Raw genomic sequence first — 17,286 nt, forward strand, 5'->3', positions numbered from 1 at the left:
TGAGTGAAAGAGTGTAAAATGTTATGATATAACGTTTCACAAAACAAGCTTTGTGGGCTAATGCGTTTTCAGAGTGAATGGCAACGATGCTATCGCCCTTAGCGGGAGCGGCATTTTACGTCGCGCAACGCCTGCAACTCCGACAGCCGCGATTTCGCTTTTTCGCTGGCATTATGGCGCGCAATCCCGTTGCCGATCCCGAAGTCGCCCAGAAAGCCCAACACTGTACGAAAGTCAAAGTCGCTGGTCTGTTTGATCTCCTGCTGAATCCCCTGTGTTTTAGCGATCTCTCGCTCCAGCGCCTGACAATCCAGCGCCACCGCTTCCTCATTCGTAACCGCTGGCGCCTGTGGATACTGTTTGGTCGCGCATGCGGCAAGCAGCAGCACGACTGTTATTAAAACTAATTTTTTCATTATGGTTCTGCTTCGCTGTGCCTGGAGTGAGGGACGTAAACCTGCCTGTGTAATTTTTCGCACTGAGATATGGGGTGCCAGATGGAAGCAAGTTAAGTCCGGTTTAGCAGAAGCATACTGCGAGGCCTGTTTCATCAATCTGGCGAACAGGCAGTGTTTTGGGGGATTGTTGTTTGCTTTGTGTACAAATGGCTTTTACGGGAGCCTTTGATTTCTCTCTAGTTGACAGTGTACCTCAGCGATATCAGCTTCTATTTCATAATTACTAATTATAGAGAAATTCCCACTTTTTTGGCTCTCCATCTTGATTGGAGTCCACCACAATGACAAAATCGGCTAATCTCTCAACTGGACATTATAATGGTTAAAGTTTTCGCGCGTTATATGACCGTCGGCGTCATAAATACCCTTATACACTGGATAACATTTGCTATTTGCTTTGAGAATGGTCTAGCCCAGTCTTTATCTAACTTCATAGCGTTCTGTGTAGCTGTAACCTTCTCTTTTTTTGCAAATGCACGCTGGACTTTTAACTCAGAAGCAACAACGATTCGCTATATCATGTATGTATTCTTTATGGGTATGGTTGCCGTCATGATTGGATCTTATGCTGACAGATTGAGAGTCTCACCGGTGGTCACACTTGTGGTTTTTTCCGCAACCAGCTTATTATGCGGATTTATTTACTCTAAATATATTATCTTCAAGGAAAGGAAATGAAAATATCTTTAGTTGTTCCTGTCTTCAATGAAGAAGATGCAATACCACTTTTCTATACATCTGTAAGAGAAAAACTTACAGATATAGAAGTTGAAATAGTATTCATTAATGATGGCAGTAAAGACAGAACTGAAGAAATAATTAACAATCTGTCCAATGTAGATACGCTTGTAAAAGCTGTATCATTTACTCGGAACTTTGGTAAAGAGCCAGCCATGTTTGCTGGCCTTGAACACGCAACGGGTGCAGCAATTATACCTATTGATGTAGACTTACAAGATCCTATAGAAGTTATACCGAAACTTATTGAGCGCTGGAAATCAGGATGTGATGTTGTATTGGCAAAACGAATAGACAGAAGTACCGATGGTCATCTCAAGCGCAAAAGCGCTGAGTGGTTTTACCGACTGCATAACAAAATTAGTTCACCTAAAATTGAAGAAAATGTCGGTGATTTTCGTTTGATGTCGCGTGATACGGTTGAACATATTAAGCGGTTGCCAGAACGTAATTTGTTTATGAAAGGAATTCTCTCCTGGGTAGGGGGGGAGGTAGGAGTAGTAGAGTATTGTCGAGCCGAGCGTGTAGCAGGGAAATCAAAATTTAATGGTTGGAAACTCTGGAACCTAGCTCTTGAAGGAATTACTAGCTTTTCAACCATTCCATTACGAGTTTGGTCTTATATTGGTTTGCTTGTTGCAGGATGCTCTTTTTTTTATGGAGCGTATCTACTCGTTAATACACTAATATTTGGTAATCCAGTCAGAGGCTATTCATCTATAATGGTTTCATTGTTATTTTTGGGTGGAGTTCAATTGATAGGGATAGGTGTCTTAGGTGAATATGTCGGAAGGATTTATATTGAAGTCAAAAACAGGCCTAGATTCATTATTAAACCGAAGGAATAATTAAAAACATGTTTTATCTTAATAGTAACCTATCAAATAGAATTACTGTATTTTTTTTCACATTGTTAATGGCTCTTTATTCACTTCCGATTGTACTTACGGACAGGCCATATATAGATGACTTAGGAAGAACTTTATATGGTTATACGGGCTGGGGGGCAAATGGTAGGCCTTTAAGTGACATCGTTATGCAGGTTATGAGTTTTGGTGGGCTTTTACTAGATTTGTCCCCCTTAAATCAAATGCTCGGCATCGTATTAATATGCTTAACTTTATATTTTTACTGTCTAAAAAACTTTAAGAATATAAACACTGCGGGGATTTTCATCACAATATTTTTATTTTTAGCAAATCCATATTATATTGAGAACATCTCTTATAAATATGATTCCTTGCCAATGGCTTTGAGTATGGTAATGCTTATATTACCTTTCATTATTAAAAATGAGCATTACGCTAGCAAGATTTTATCAATTGCATTTGTTTTTGCGTCCCTCTCCTTTTATCAGGCATCAATAGGCTTATTTGCGATATTAACAGTTATAGAGATTATAGCTAATAATATCGAAAATGGTAATAAAAAAGTATTTCTATCTATTGCTAACAGGACAATGCAGCTTATTATTGGGTTCATATTATATAAAATTTTAATTGCTCCCAATTTTGTCGAGGGTGAATATAATTTAGTACATTCTCAGACCATCCCTTTGTCTCAGGATTCTATTCATATCGTTAAAGATAACATTATTCAAGTTTATTGGTTTTTGAATGCATACTTAGTTACAGTGCCTCTTTTCTTAAAAATTATTGTTTCTTGTGCAATCTCATATTCATTAATAAGCGATTGCACGGCATTGTGCAAATCAAGCGTTAAAAACAACTTACTATCCATTCTAATAACTTTGAGCTCGCCTGTATTAGTTGTATTTTTAGCTTTAGCTCCGTTGGTTATGCTAAAAAATCCAGTGTTTGCTCCGAGAGTTCTTTTGGCCTTATCTGGAGTTATAATACTATATACATACTTGATATTAAAAAATTTGAAATCACCATATATCCAGTCAATTATTTTCATTCCCGTTATATGGCTTAGCATGGTTTATAGCTATGCTTATTCAACTTCATCTAAAAGCCAGGCTTCTTTAGATACCCTCATCTCATCATCCATATTTCAGGAAGTCACTCATTATGGAAGAGACTTTAAATACGTCAATGTTAATGGAGTAATGCCAAACGCAAGCCAACTAAAAATTTCTATATCTAAATTTCCTTTAATGTCAAAGCTCATTCCAATTTATCTTAATTATGACTGGCTATGGGGAGCAGAATTACTTAATCATTATGGGATGAACCTTCAATATAAAGTCCTTACTAAAGAGCAACAAGATTTTATTTGTAAAGGTGATAAAATATCCAAAGGGGGTCTTTATTCTCTTTATGCTTATAATGATATTCTACTCATAGATTTCAAAAATACTAAATGCTAAGCATTCCCCCGGCTTGACCGGGGGTAAGCTTAAAAGACCTAGACCAATTTGTCTCTGCCGCGCCTGTGAACATATGTCCGTTAATTAAATTTTATATTACTCATCTAAGTAGTAAAACTCGCAACAAGATGAATCTTTCCTACAGCTTGTTAGGAACAAGCCGATCATTATCACCATCCGTCACGGCTATCAAGTTTGATGGCCTATCTAAACGCTCCGCCAGCTCTGTATTTGGGTGTCATATTTTTTTCTGTTAATATTACCATTTATAAAGAAGAAACCTTGACCCTAATTTCTGAGAAGTGACTGGGTATTGAAGAGTCGTGACGGTGCTAACGCCTATAAATCATTTATATATAACCATCTTATTTTTAATGAATTTTTAAGCCAGCCGATTACAACTTAGCATTTAAGTTTGCGTATTGTTCGCTTTCTTCTCGACACTGTCATGGAGCCTCAGATAAAATATTGATAAACTTATAGGAGATTTTTACATGCTCAGTCAGATTGAACGCTTCGAGAACTTAGGTGATAACTGTGAATTTGCATTCTTCTTACGCTCTTCAGGTGTCGAAGAGGGAAGTTTATTCCGCTGGACCTTAGTAAAAAACTATTGGTCGCTTTTGAATTTGTTACAGTCTGATTTCCAAGGTTTATTTGATTTTGACAACTTAAAACTATCCTGGCAAGACATGGTCCTTGATACTAAATATGACCTATGCTTTCATACAAAAATGTATAGCGAAAATGTCGATGGGGAATGGATTTGGAAACAAAACAAAGAAGAGTTACATGAAATTTATTTAGAAGAGATGAATAAAATAAAATACTTAGTATCTAAATTTAAATCAAGCCTAAAAAACAAAGATCGAATTTTTTGAATTAAAAAGCAACGCTAATAACCTTGATGATTTCGCATACGAATTGGCAAAGGAAATAAGCAACATGGCGATGCGAAACTATTGCACGTCAAGAGTGATAAATTTGCATTTACCCTAAAGAATAATTCAGTAGAACAAAAATCAAAAAATTTGTTTCTTGCTTACATTGACAGGTTTGCAGAATATAGCAGTGCTGACGATCTATCTAAATGTGGGTGGGATAATGTAGTCAATAGTGCATTACAACATATGTGATAATTAAGCAGCGCGAAGCGCTGCTTAATTTTGGTTTAGTTTTTTATAAATACTGTTTTAGGGTAATGATCTAACAATGAATAATTATAAACCGCTTCATTTTTATAATATGAATTAGGATGAAAGTTGACTTCTTTTCCAAGAAGCGATGCAAGGATAGCAACATGTAACCTGTCTGTATTGACTGTAATATACTCTTCCAAAAAATTTATCATACATCTTGTTGAGTTCCTTGCTAGATTAATATTATCCCAATAATCACCGTTCCAAGTAAGTGAGATATCATGATTGTTGGCTTTCCATTCACCTGTTAAAGACTCGGAATCGGTTCTAAAACAATTTGCAATATTTTTCAAAGGTTCTACGAATGACATATAGTTGCTGAGATCAAGATAGAATGCCATATCGTCGGTTAATAAAACATTCTTCCCTTTTTCATAACCAAGTGACTGAATATATTCAAAAGTGATTTCTTCCCTACAAAGAATAATTAATTTATTGATATTTCCTCGGAAAAATTCCTCATAACCTTTAATTGTTGATGGCATGATTATTATTCGATAGAAATCATTAAGTTTTTCTTCAATAAAATCCTTTCCTTCACTATAGAGGCCTTCGATGAGGTTCCCACCTCCCCCAAACACCAATACATGAGTACTTGATAAATATTTCTTTTCCTCCCTGTAGTTTGAAAAGGTTATTTCATTTTTAGCAAAAAAATCATAAGTAGCAGATGCAATTACTCCATCTCCAGCATTTCCTGGGTTTGCTTTGTAGACAAGATTGTACTTTGAATGATATGATTCGAGTAAAGACTTTATATTTATACTGTTATAGCTCATATTGCCCACCTAGCTCAGTGAAGATAAATTAGCCATCGTCATTATAACCGTTATGTTACATTCTATGTTAATAAGGAAGAAACACAATGAAGAAAGTTCTCATAATCACTCCGGACATTGAAGGTCCAGTTAGAAATGGCGGTATAGGAACGGCATTCACAGCGCTTGCTACAACTTTAGCTACTAAAGATCTAGAGGTAGATATACTCTATACTAGTGGTGACTATTCTGAATCTGCCGAATCATTCTCTGAATGGACTCAAATTTATAGTAAATTTGGCGTGAATTTGTTTAAGTTAGATTTGAACTTGGAATTCAATATTGACGCTCCTTACTTCAGAAGGAAAAGCTATGCACTCTTTACATGGCTTCTTGGAAATCAAGCATATGACACAGTTATCGCTTGTGAATGGCAGGCAGACTTATACTACTCCTTATTGAGCAAAAATAATGGCATTAACTTTGAAAAGATCAAGTTTATTGTAAATACTCATGGTTCAACATTGTGGGCCGATGAGGGAAACTATCAACTTCCTGAAGATCAAAACCACTTAGAATTATATTACATGGAAAAATGTGTTGTCGAAATGGCTGATGAAGTCGTCAGTCCATCTCAATATCTCTTAACATGGATGCAGGAGAAAGGTTGGCAATTACCTGAAAACAATCGAGTCATTCTAAACTGCGCTCCATTTAATGGTTTCATAAATAAAAACTCAAATTCTTCAACAAATACCAACGAACTGAAAGGTGTTGAACTTGTTTTCTTTGGTCGCTTAGAGACAAGAAAAGGTTTGGATATTTTTTTAAGGGCAATAAATAAACTTGACCAATCTGATATTGATAAGCTAAGTGGAATAACCTTTATTGGCAAGGATATTAATCTTTCAGGCATTAACTCAAATATTATTATTAAAAATAGCACAAGATCCATTAAGGCGCCAGTACATATAATTAATGATCTTGACAGAACAAGTGCTAATGCATACCTAAAAAGAAGTAATATATTAGCAGTTATCCCTTCTTTAGTTGAAAACTCACCATATACAGTTTATGAATGCCTTATAAATAATATTAACTTTATTTCATCAAATGTCGGAGGAATTCCAGAGTTAATTCCAAAAGAAAAGCACGTTGACATCCTTTTTTCTCCTAACCCTGTTGACTTACATGGTAAAATACATCTTCGCCTAAATAACTTTAATTGTTATCCTGGTTTGGTTTCGGACCAACAATTAATATCATCTTCTTGGATGAAATCTGTAGAAACACGTCCTACAAAATTCTTTAAGAAAACAGACGATATTGAACTACCTTTAGTAAGTGTTTGCCTTGTCCATCATGACAGGCCTCATTTATTACAACAAGCTATCGCATCCTTAAAAACACAGACTTATAAGAACTTTGAAGTCATCCTTGTGGATGATGGCAGCTCACAGGAAGATTCACAGCGTTACCTTAATCTGATTGAACATGATTTTTCGTTAAGAAATTGGAAGGTTATCAAAAGCTCTAATAATTATCTTGGCGCTGCGAGAAATTTGGCTGCGAGACATGCTAATGGTGAATATTTAATTTTCATGGATGATGATAATGTTGCGAAACCTTTCGAAATTGAAACATTTGTCAATTCTGCCATAAATACTGATGCAGATATACTAACAACACCAAGCGATCTTATATTCGGGGACGAATTCCCTTCTCCATTCAGGAAAATGACAAATTGCTGGCTTCCGCTGGGCCCAGACTTAAACATTGCTGGATTTAATAATTGCTTTGGTGATGCTAATGCAATGGTTAAAAAAGAAGTATTTGATAAAATCGGTGGATTCACTGAGGATTACGGATTAGGCCATGAAGATTGGGAGTTTTTCCTTAAGGCGTCATTAGCAGGCTATAAACTGCAAGTTGTTCCAGAACCCCTTTTCTGGTATAGGGTTTCAAATACAGGAATGCTTTTAAGTGGAAATAAGCAAAAAAATAACTATAGAAGCTTACGCCCTTTTTTAGCTGAGCATGTAAAGTACAATTATAGCATAAGCCTCATTCCATCATATATGGAGAAAATTAAATTACTTGAAGATGAAAACCAGCGATTAAAAAGTGCTAATGGAATAGGATCTGTTAGTAATCAGCTCAACCATATTAGCAGTAAAGTTGATTTTTTAATCTCTCAACAAAGAGATGGCTGGGCTCACGACCGATTTAATGTTCTTCATACCAAACTGGACCATCTGACTTCTCAACAAAGAGAAGGGTGGGCGCATGACAGATTCGAAGCGTTATTTCGTAAAATGAATGATTTAAATAAAAGTAATGATAGTTTTTTACGAAAACTGTCTAATAAGTTAAAACGCTTTGTTAGATAAAATTTGCAAAACGGGCTTTTGAATAGCCCGTTTTGCATTGACGCAATCACGATTTATTGGCAATTTAATATTAGAAATAACTGAAGTAACAAACCGTTCATTAGCAAAAAATTCTTCCCAAAGAATATATTGCTTTTCCTCATCGTCTTCCGCTATATTCAGAACCACACCTTTAAAAATAAATCACAAATATCTTCTGCAATCTTTCCTCCCTGAGCTTGCTCATAGTGCCATTTCCCTATAACAACATTCTTTCTTATTTTATTTGAGGCTGAGAGGCTGTCAAGAAAATTCCATTCATTTACTTTCCGCTAATTTGACAGCCCGTGTTTCCACCTGCTCATAAGTTATAATCGTTATTATCACACCCCTTCTTTTTTCAGTCAATTTCCCGAAACCATATTATTACTTTAATTATCAAAAATATATTTTATCGCTTACTCTTATCTTGTCATTATGCATATTCCTCAACAACAATTATAATCGGTTTACCTGCAACACTTACAAATAAAGAGCCGCTATCCGCAATATATTTCACCTCTCCTCCACGACTATAATAATAGTCTTCGATAAGGAATAGAGAGAATGTAAATTTAAGAGCGGTTTTGGCTGTTAGCTGACTGCATTGACTGGCAGATGTTACACCCATTATCTTGCGCCTAACGCTCCGCCGGCACTAAGCATAAAATAGAAATAAAACTATATGGCCACCACAGTAAACAGAATCAGAGCCTGCAACCCACTAGTTCCTTCTGCTGCCAAAGTTATAGGCGTCGTAGAGAATAAATCTAAGACAGGAGCCATGACATCTTTATATTGAGAATAGAGTCTTGACTGGCTACCCACCGTTCAGACGGATTATGTAGATGGCGCGCCACCACTTCCAGCTGCGGTTTTGAGGCTAATTGAATTATTTTCTGTTTTTCGAATGCAGGGGCCTCTAGTTATGTAAATTATAACATTTAATAGGCGACCATTAGCCTCTACTAACTGAATGGAAGGGAAATCCTGATGCGCTGGTGCGACAGTAAGTGCGCCGCTATTGTTACTAACAGAACTCAAGCTGTAAATGAGATGTTGTATTCAACTTTAATGATCCCATTAGTAATTATCTTATTAGCTTGAAGCGCCTGATAAGCTTGGGAGTAGGCCGAATAAATAAAATCTTCATAGACTGCCAGCATTGATAGGCCTGTGTTAGCTGTTCCGCCTTGAGCGTTACTCCCATGCCCTCGTCAAGAGTCGGCAGCTTTAGCAGATAAGATGCAATATAGGTTATTGCAAGCTGTTAAATAACTGAAAAAAACAGTTGTGTGTATGAAAGGTGCATTGTGGGCTACCGATATATTTGCAAAGGTAGTTGTCATGACCACCTTTGCAACCATAATAAATGATGCCCTGATATAACCAATATCAACTACAGGCGTAGTTTATGTGCCTCTTCTTGCTGCCATACCAGACTTCAGAGTAATGGTGCAAATGTTAGAACGAACCGCATTCTATGCTGTTTCAGCGATCTATAGGACTCTATAAGCGACAGAAGAATTGAGTATACCGTCGCCTTTGAATCTACTTTGCTACAGGCCACCTCTGCTCTGCAGTAGTCAGTACTGTCAGGATGAACGCTGCTGAGTAGAGGGTAGAGATAGCGATCATCGCCGGCTCGCCTTCTCATCCATGCGATACGGCTTGCCTCGCTTGCTGCATATCTTTAATTTGGAGGGAAACGGCCAGATAGGAACATGCGTGCCGTTTTCACTAATGGCCTACTGAAACACATTAGGCACAGGCCAGCCCGGATAAACCTTAACGGCATAACAGGAGATGTTTATCTCAAATAAGCCCTAAGGATTTAACCTTGCGGCCTTCGTGTTGCTTATTTCCGCAGAATTAGCCATATCACACTAGAACCTGCGTTGCGGTTACCCTTTCACCTGTTAAAAAGGACAAGCCGCAGCCCGACTCGCTAATTCGTGATGAGTTCACTTGGCTGATAGATGCATGCCAGTCTCGCCAGCTAATAAACTTCTGGTCGCTGGCTGTCTACAGTGGCATGCGTCACGGCGAACTCTACGCGCTGAGATGGGAAATAACGTTCATTTTAATCCCAAAGTCACAGCCGTGAACAAAGCCAGTGACGATTACTACACCGTAGCCTCTATTCCACAGACATGGCGTTCTGCAATCAGGCGCGCCGGTATCACTTATCGCAAACCCTACCAGTCCAGGCACACATATGCATGCTGGTCACTTTCTGCCGGAGCAAACCCCAACTTCATCGCCAGTCAGATGGGGCATGCAAATGCGCAGAGGGTGTATCAGGTATACGGATCCTGGATAAAAGAAAATGACGAAGCATAAAGGGGCATCCTCAACGAAAAACTGAAAGAGGTTGTCCCATCCATGCCCCACACCAAAGCGATCTAGCCTTTAATTTTATATTTACTAGTTAGTTAACTTATCTACATCTGCATATTCATAATTTCACTTAGCAGTTTTGCAGGCTTGAGTTGGTGTAGGTGGATTCGAGGTTTATCAGAAGCATACCGCAAGGCACATTTCATCTGTCCGGTGAATATGAGGTGCTTTGCGGTATTTTTTTGTGCTACATGTGTGCTACGCGATTCAGAAGCAGACTTTTAGATCGTAGGCCTGTACGGTTCATCATCGTCGAAAATCGTAGCCGTCACTTTTCCCAACACGATAATCCTTTCCATCACCTCCCCTTCAAGCGTTTCGCCATCTGGTGTGATTAGCCCGGACGCGAACAGAATTCCTATCATCGGATAGCCATCGTACTGAAATGCCACCTCGTCACCAGGCTTTGCCCGTTTCGCGCCGTCAACGATGACAAAGCCATCTTGCGTCTCGATGCGAAAGCTGCTCGATGTGAAAGGAGTGTAATCCGGTTTCGCCTGGTTTAGGTTGTACGGCTCAAATGAGGCTGTCACATCACGTACCCCATATTGCGAAGCGCCCACGTCTTGTTTTCCTTCACAGCGTCTATCTCAAGGAAGTTGCTTTGATAGCGCAGGATATACTCGTTGCACTGCTCAAGCGTCCAGTGATGGTTGTACTTTGCCAGCGCCAGGCGGAACTCGTTCGTTGTCACTATCCGCCTGCTACGACTGTCCAGTTTGATTGCGTCCCGAAATGCCCATCCGACTTCGTATCCACGCGCCATGATTTTCTCCCGCTAAAATTACTGTATATAAATACAGTAATGCCGGGCGTTATTTTTGGCAAGCCGCTACGTTTAGGGCTTTCGTAATGAGCATGATGCGAAAGGGATTTTTTCTGAAGGTGTCGGCGTGAGTGGCTAAACTGTATTCACCCACCCCGTAGCTTGCTGAAACAGGCGCGATACGTAGCAGCTCAATCGCTGAGAATGTATCGATTTTACTATAAATTCAGTAGCGCTCTTGTCGTTCTGCTGTTGTGAATTTTTTTCACGTTGTTCAATCTTGATGCCGTGTTACTTTAATTCACTCATTCTTTTACTGAAAGGACTCACCATGGCTATTAATCGCGTTAAAGTATGGTTGCTATTCGTAATTGGAATATCTTATTTTTATGTTGTCGGATTTTCGTTAGTCGGTCTTCTTTCAAATACAGATTTAATGTATGCAGATGATAAGGCGCTGTGGAGTTTTGTGCTTTTTGTGATAAATATTGCATACTGTGTTGTTGCTCTCCTCCACCTATTTCGATTTGACAGAAGAGGCCTCCTTAATTCAGAGGCTACATTATCTAAATACGCAAGCCTAATGCTCACCATTTGCCCACTTTTAGCGGCCCTTTTCGACCCGGTTAAATCGCTATTGCTGCAATGGCAGTATACTAATCAAAACACGTACTTAGCCGCCGGAATAATCTCCCTATTTATAATATTCGCTCTGGCGCTTGTTATAAGCTTACTTATAATATCTAAGTCAACTGACAGAAAATTAAAGGTCAGCGTTAGCAATAGGAATCCGCGCGATTAACAGAGGTTTTCTGTTAAGGAAGATAGCCCCGTCGCCGGGGCTTTTTTATCACGCGCCGGGAATCAGTATTGCGGCTTTGATTTCGTCTATGTGCTTCAGAGCAGTGTCCGGCTCAGTCAGAGCTAATTCTACCAGGCTGAAAAGCGCCTTGATCGCTTCGGTATGGTAAGCGGCGGCGACGCCTGCTGTATTGAGTGACTTGAAGTCTTCAATAACTTTTCCGTCCGAAAACTCTCTACGACCAATATTGATTACCGCTTTAGGGCAGAATGACTCTACGTCCTGGGCGATTAGACCTACCTCAGAATCTCCGTCCAGCTTATCGTAAGTACAACCACGCCATGAAAGAACCGCAGTGAGAGGGTTCTTCACGCATTCGATATTACTTTTGTGCCTTTCATCCGATCCATTAACCCATGATCCAGGGGCATTGGCGTTACCAGAAACGTAAAAGTTCCAGTATTTAGAGCCGTAGCCCGCCCAATCGAGAGTAATTAACCCATAAACGCCGTTTCCTCCTGTTGCACCAATGGCCTCGCCACAACTCAGCGAAGCAAAGCCACCTTTGGTTGAAGTGTTTGCCCCCCGGCCTTTCATAACTGAGCGCAGCGCTGGCGCATTGTTATACGACCCATTCGAACCAGATGGATTAGCCGGGCCAACTACCTCTATATTGCTTGTCAGTGCATTGAGCGCAGTAATATCGTTATTGGCGCCAGAAGCAGCTTTGCTGCCTAGTGAGTTTGAAAGGGAAAGCCAGGAAGGCCCGGGGTATTGAGTGCCATCTGGAAGCGTGACCGTGATATTCCCTGATGCACTATATACCTGCTGCCAGTTGGCCTTATCGAGATTCAGGCCGCGAATGGCTTTTGCTACATCAGCGGCCACCTGAGCGGTAATACCAACAAGAGCATTATTCGGAACGGCTGTCCACGAAAGACCAGAAGCAGTCGGTCCGTTATAGGCTGTGATGAGCGTTACGCCGGTTGCTGAATCTACAGACTTAACGCCAAGCGTATATGTCACGCCGCCGACAATAGCGACAATAAAGTCATTCGCCTTTAACTCTGTAATGAAGCTTGTGCCTGACCCGACAGCTGAGGTCGAATTATTCGTGAGTGTGATAGTGCCTGCTGGCATATTTTTCTCCGGGCAATAAAAAACCCGGCGCAGTGGCCGGGTTATATTCGTTTAAGGGATTAATCAGAAGTAGTAGCTGGCTTCAATACATGGAAGCTGACAGGCAGCCTGAACAGCTTTTGGGTACTGATAAACAGCGATTTCCCTGCCTGTAGATTTAGCCCGGGCAGTGGAAATTGCGTTGCCGTTCATTTTCATGCCGGACTCAAGGCATTTCCTGAAGCTGTAAATGCTGTTGTTCCTGGAGTAATCGCCCCTCTGAACGCCGAGACTGCATAAAGGCACCATAGGCTGCGAAACAGAACCGGTCGGGTTTACCCATGAAAGAACTTCGCCAGTCGAGCCGTCGAAATTTTCATAAGCGCCCATGTCATAATAAGCATCGGTCCACATGACGGGCGGGTATTTACTGGAGTAGGTTATCTGGTTGGCGGCATTCCTGATAACCATGCCGTAGCCCGAAACAGGGAGCGATGGCGAGAACCCACAGGAAACAATGACAATCTGAACATTGCTTACTGACCCGCCCTGCACCGAACCGTCAATACTGCCAAATGACGTATAAGTCCTTATGGCATTGGTTGCCCTGTCAAGGTATAGCGGCGTATCGGTATTTGACCACCTGGCAAAAACAATATAATTCCCGAGGTTCAGCACGTCAGACGGAATAAACCATTCTCCGTTGACATTAACTGTAGCCCGATAAGTTACAAATCCAAGATATGAAACATCCCCTATTTCCATAAAGTTGGAGCCATTGGTGATTCGAACTCCATACTGAACGGCGGGGTTAGCTGCATAAGACACAGAAAAAACGTCTGCATACCCGGACTCAACTGCAGATGGTGTATTTCCATTGGGGCTAATATATTTCGCGCTATAGATTAATGAGCTTCCGTCAAATGAAAGGCTTTTTATATAGGTCATCGGCGGCCCTGCGGGGTTTGTTCCCTCATAAACCCTTACCAGATTACGCGGCACAATCAGCGCCCGGCTGCCCGCAGGCTGCTGCTTAAAACCGCCAGCAGAGCCTGCATTTGCCATCATTGATGCGCTGCCGAGATAAGATGCGTACCGCATTGAGGCATCGAGTATTATTTGCTTGCCGCCATCATCTGGCGTGATTCTCACTCCGTAAATATCCGCCATCAGTTAAGTTTCCCCGCTTTAAACCTCTCCACGCCGTTTGCGTCATAAACAGCCAGCCCCGTTTCATTAAGTACGCTCCCTCCGGATGTACCTGAGCCTCCATATAGTTCAAAGGTGCCGTCGTTTCGCATAATCGTTCCCGATTTCCCGGCAACGTAATTTGCTGAGTACCACGACCCCACTTTAGCGAGCGTAATCGAGGCGTAGTTGATAAGCGCATCATTGATAAACACCTGACCATTAACAGCAGTAAACGCCAGCTGGTAGCTCTGGTTAGTTGTGTTGTAAATCGCAAATGTGTCTGCACTGAATAAGGCAAAAGACTGCGTAGATCCGCCATTCCCTTCAATGCCCAGCTGCATACCGGCCACATATTTCGTGCCATTCTTGTCAATCTGGACTTTTACGCCCCACTGAGCAGACAATTTCCCGCTCAGATCAGCGTAAGCGCTGGATACTTGCTGTACTGATGAGGTGTTCTTGTCAGACTGCGCCTGAATCTGATCCATGCGCTGGGCGTAGGCCGAATCATTCGTCGCGATGGTCTGCCTGACGCTGATGATATCAGCGCGGTTGCGCCCGTAAGCTTCGAACTGATGGTCTACGGAAGCGTCCAGGTTAAGCGCGTTCTGCAATATCCCTTCTATATTCGTGTCGATATTCGAAGAGAGCCGCTCAAACGCCTCGGACTTACGGATCTGCTCATCGATATAATCAATCATTCCCGGTATATCTGACGACGCCTGCCCTGATACTTGCACGAAAGCCGAAACACCAAACGCATTTTTGGTGCGCACGTACATATAATAGGTTTTGTCAGCCTTGAGCCCGTGCCGTGTCCACTGCGAAGCGCGCCCCAGAAACTGAGCCTCGTTTTCGACATTGCCGATGCTGCTTGCCGGAACCTCACCGGTGTACCAGAACTCAAAAGTCGTATCAGTCGTTGCGCTGACGCTCATCACTGGAACGATGTCTGCAGAAAAGATGCCGGGGTTCCACTGTACAAAGGTGGGGGCCGCTGGCGCCCCGATAACCAGGCTGACCTGCGTTTCTGCTCCCTTCATGCCGTTCTCATTGCGGCCGCGCACGCCCAGTGTGTAGTTTCCAGCATCCAGCCCGTAAAAATCATATCGGAACTGATCTGTTTCATACTGCGCTACCACCCTGCCGTCAGTGGTGTAAACGTAGAGCTCGAACATGATTTTCTTCGTGAGCGTTGCCGTCTCCCACGTTGCTGTTACCTGGACGGTTTCGCTGTTCGTATTGATGATCCGCAGATTTTCGATGTTCGGAACGCGATACCCGTTTAGCGTATCGTTAGGCATTTCGAACACGGCGCCATCATCGACCACTGCCTGCTTGTTCGGGTCATGCAGCGTAGCCGTGATGCTGTACACCGAGTTGTTGTCATCCTCGGAGATGCCCATGATGCGGAAAAGGCGCGGTGCAACTTCACCCGTTGAGATGACGAACACCGTCCCATCTTTTACCCATGCAGGGGCAGATTTCAGCGTGATTATGCGGCCTGCGACGCTGGCAATAGCGTACTTGGTAAACTTCCCGTCAGCCCCCATCAGAGACATGGTGTCGCCAGAGCCAGCCAGCTCAGAAACGTCCGCGTCTACCGTGATGGACGCGCCCGCGTGGGAAATGATCCGCCCACCCAGACGCGTTGCCGCATAGTTGTTATCGAGAACCTCGACAACATCGCCGGGGATAAAGCGAATAGCTTCGCGCGCCATCCTGAACGTGGTTTTCTTGGTTTCGCGCTTGGCCGTCTCTATCAGCCATTTCCCTGTACGAAACGCCTGGCCACGCGACGTACAGCCAAAGGCCTCTATGGTTGTTTCGTTATAGCCGTAGCGGTCAATGAGCGCATCGTCGGAAACGTACTCTTTTACCTGCGACCAGCCGTTGTTCGGGTCGGTCCAGGATACGATGACAGCATTGTAACGCTCTGAGCGCTTCATCGCGCTGTAGGTGAACAGGCCGTCTACGACGTTTGCATTGGTGATCGAGGCAACAGGGTCCTGCGGATTATCCAGCATGATGGAAAAGCGCATGCCGTCCCACAGGGCAATGCCACGGAACATCCCGGCGATATCGTCAAGCAGCTCGCGCGCGCTCTTCTGCTCGGTGATGTAGGCGTTGAGCGTAAAGCGAGGTTCTTTCCCGCCGTAGCCATCATCAACCAGCTGATCGCAGAACTGCGACAGCACATACAGGCTGCCGTCATCGACGTCGATATAACCGGCCCGACGAGCCAGGCCATAACGGGTATTTTTCACCAGCGCGCGAAATATCCAGGCCGGGTTATTCGTCCAGGCTGACTTAAAGCCGCCCGTCCAGATGCCAGTGTAGGTGCGCGCGATCGGGTCGTAATTATCAGGTACATCGACAATCAGCCCGCGAAGATGATAAGTGCGCGTTGGAGTGTCAGCGTACTGGTCACGGTCAACAACGCAGCCAGCGATGGCTGCGTAGGGATAAGAGAGATTGTCATCAGTGATTTCTGTATAGCTGTTCCAGATGGTTCCATTAGTCAGCAGATCACTGGAACTGTCAGGTGTTACACGGCGAAGCCGGATGTCGAATGGTTTGGTTTGCGGTGCGTCAAACAGGTGCGCCTCAAGATATTCACCTGACTGCTTGCCGCTGATGGTGACAGTCTTCTGAATCTGCCATGACCCGGCACCGTTGCGGGTTTCAATCACCATGGTCACTGACGTTTCGTGCTGATTTCCCTTTGTGTCCTGCTCCACCAGCCCAGAAACGCCGATATTCATGCGAATGCGGTCAACATCAGTATCCGTTACGGTGCGCACCAGTGGCGTCGCCTGCTTAACTGCTGTATTAACAACCGTCGTTGCCTCTACCGTGTTGAAGCCGCTGATAGGCAACTGCGAAGCCGTACCCGGTCGCCAGGCGACACTCACGCCGTTGATAGTGACGCCGCCCGCAGAATCGGTTACAGGCGTGTCATTCAGCATGAAGGAAGAAAGGTGACTCTGGTCTACCGGACCATAAATCGGACCTTCAGAAATGAGGTCCAGAACGCGAAGGAATTGCTTAGATTTGAGGTTGTCGTCGATTAATTTAGGAGTGCTGCCGCCACCGCCGCCTGAACTCATGCTGT

General features: G+C 42.7%; 14 protein-coding genes. 6 read left to right on the forward strand and 8 right to left on the reverse strand.

The window, feature by feature from the left end:
- Positions 1-98: 98 nt before the first annotated feature.
- Positions 99-416, reverse strand: a complete 318-nt coding sequence (locus MHZ89_RS06885; RefSeq protein WP_311782379.1) for a hypothetical protein — start codon at positions 414-416, stop codon at positions 99-101.
- A 360-nt stretch (positions 417-776) separates the two neighbouring features.
- Between MHZ89_RS06885 and MHZ89_RS06890 the strand changes: the two genes are divergently transcribed.
- From MHZ89_RS06890 to MHZ89_RS06905, 4 genes are all read left to right on the forward strand, one after another.
- The gene (locus MHZ89_RS06890) at positions 777-1,136 is read left to right on the forward strand and encodes a GtrA family protein (RefSeq protein ID WP_311782380.1); all 360 of its coding nucleotides are present in this window, start codon (positions 777-779) and stop codon (positions 1,134-1,136) included.
- The gene (locus MHZ89_RS06895) at positions 1,133-2,044 is read left to right on the forward strand and encodes a glycosyltransferase family 2 protein (RefSeq protein ID WP_311782381.1); all 912 of its coding nucleotides are present in this window, start codon (positions 1,133-1,135) and stop codon (positions 2,042-2,044) included. Before MHZ89_RS06890 ends, MHZ89_RS06895 begins: the two co-directional genes overlap by 4 nt.
- A gap of 8 nt (positions 2,045-2,052) precedes the next feature.
- Positions 2,053-3,528: a glucosyltransferase domain-containing protein gene (locus tag MHZ89_RS06900; RefSeq protein ID WP_311782382.1), complete on the forward strand. Its 1,476-nt coding sequence runs from the start codon at positions 2,053-2,055 to the stop codon at positions 3,526-3,528.
- A gap of 494 nt (positions 3,529-4,022) precedes the next feature.
- The gene (locus tag MHZ89_RS06905) at positions 4,023-4,409 is read left to right on the forward strand and encodes a hypothetical protein (protein WP_311782383.1); all 387 of its coding nucleotides are present in this window, start codon (positions 4,023-4,025) and stop codon (positions 4,407-4,409) included.
- A gap of 290 nt (positions 4,410-4,699) precedes the next feature.
- Here the strand turns inward: MHZ89_RS06905 and MHZ89_RS06910 are convergent, their stop codons facing one another.
- The gene (locus MHZ89_RS06910) at positions 4,700-5,506 is read right to left on the reverse strand and encodes a polysaccharide pyruvyl transferase family protein (RefSeq protein WP_311782384.1); all 807 of its coding nucleotides are present in this window, start codon (positions 5,504-5,506) and stop codon (positions 4,700-4,702) included.
- 86 nt (positions 5,507-5,592) lie between these two features.
- Here MHZ89_RS06910 and MHZ89_RS06915 point away from each other — a divergent pair, with 86 nt between their 5' ends.
- Positions 5,593-7,875, forward strand: coding sequence for a glycosyltransferase (locus MHZ89_RS06915; protein ID WP_311782385.1), 2,283 nt, complete (start codon positions 5,593-5,595; stop codon positions 7,873-7,875).
- A gap of 454 nt (positions 7,876-8,329) precedes the next feature.
- On the opposite strand, the gene MHZ89_RS06920 is transcribed toward MHZ89_RS06915, so the two are convergent.
- From MHZ89_RS06920 to MHZ89_RS06935, 3 genes are all read right to left on the reverse strand, one after another.
- Positions 8,330-8,524, reverse strand: coding sequence for a hypothetical protein (locus MHZ89_RS06920; protein ID WP_311782386.1), 195 nt, complete (start codon positions 8,522-8,524; stop codon positions 8,330-8,332).
- Positions 8,525-10,514: 1,990 nt separating this feature from the next.
- Positions 10,515-10,856, reverse strand: coding sequence for a phage repressor protein (locus MHZ89_RS06930; RefSeq protein ID WP_311782388.1), 342 nt, complete (start codon positions 10,854-10,856; stop codon positions 10,515-10,517).
- Positions 10,823-10,987: a hypothetical protein gene (locus tag MHZ89_RS06935; protein WP_311782389.1), complete on the reverse strand. Its 165-nt coding sequence runs from the start codon at positions 10,985-10,987 to the stop codon at positions 10,823-10,825. Before MHZ89_RS06935 ends, MHZ89_RS06930 begins: the two co-directional genes overlap by 34 nt.
- A gap of 403 nt (positions 10,988-11,390) precedes the next feature.
- Here MHZ89_RS06935 and MHZ89_RS06940 point away from each other — a divergent pair, with 403 nt between their 5' ends.
- Positions 11,391-11,861: a hypothetical protein gene (locus tag MHZ89_RS06940; protein ID WP_311782390.1), complete on the forward strand. Its 471-nt coding sequence runs from the start codon at positions 11,391-11,393 to the stop codon at positions 11,859-11,861.
- A gap of 48 nt (positions 11,862-11,909) precedes the next feature.
- Here MHZ89_RS06940 and MHZ89_RS06945 read toward each other — a convergent pair whose 3' ends face one another.
- From MHZ89_RS06945 to MHZ89_RS06955, 3 genes are all read right to left on the reverse strand, one after another.
- Positions 11,910-13,001, reverse strand: coding sequence for a tail fiber domain-containing protein (locus tag MHZ89_RS06945; RefSeq protein WP_311782391.1), 1,092 nt, complete (start codon positions 12,999-13,001; stop codon positions 11,910-11,912).
- A gap of 63 nt (positions 13,002-13,064) precedes the next feature.
- Positions 13,065-14,150: a DUF6453 family protein gene (locus MHZ89_RS06950; protein ID WP_311782392.1), complete on the reverse strand. Its 1,086-nt coding sequence runs from the start codon at positions 14,148-14,150 to the stop codon at positions 13,065-13,067.
- Positions 14,150-17,281, reverse strand: coding sequence for a phage tail protein (locus MHZ89_RS06955; RefSeq protein ID WP_311782393.1), 3,132 nt, complete (start codon positions 17,279-17,281; stop codon positions 14,150-14,152). Before MHZ89_RS06955 ends, MHZ89_RS06950 begins: the two co-directional genes overlap by 1 nt.
- Positions 17,282-17,286 lie beyond the last annotated feature (5 nt).

Source organism: Pantoea sp. ACRSB (assembly GCF_022346905.1).
GTDB lineage: Bacteria > Pseudomonadota > Gammaproteobacteria > Enterobacterales > Enterobacteriaceae > Pantoea > Pantoea piersonii.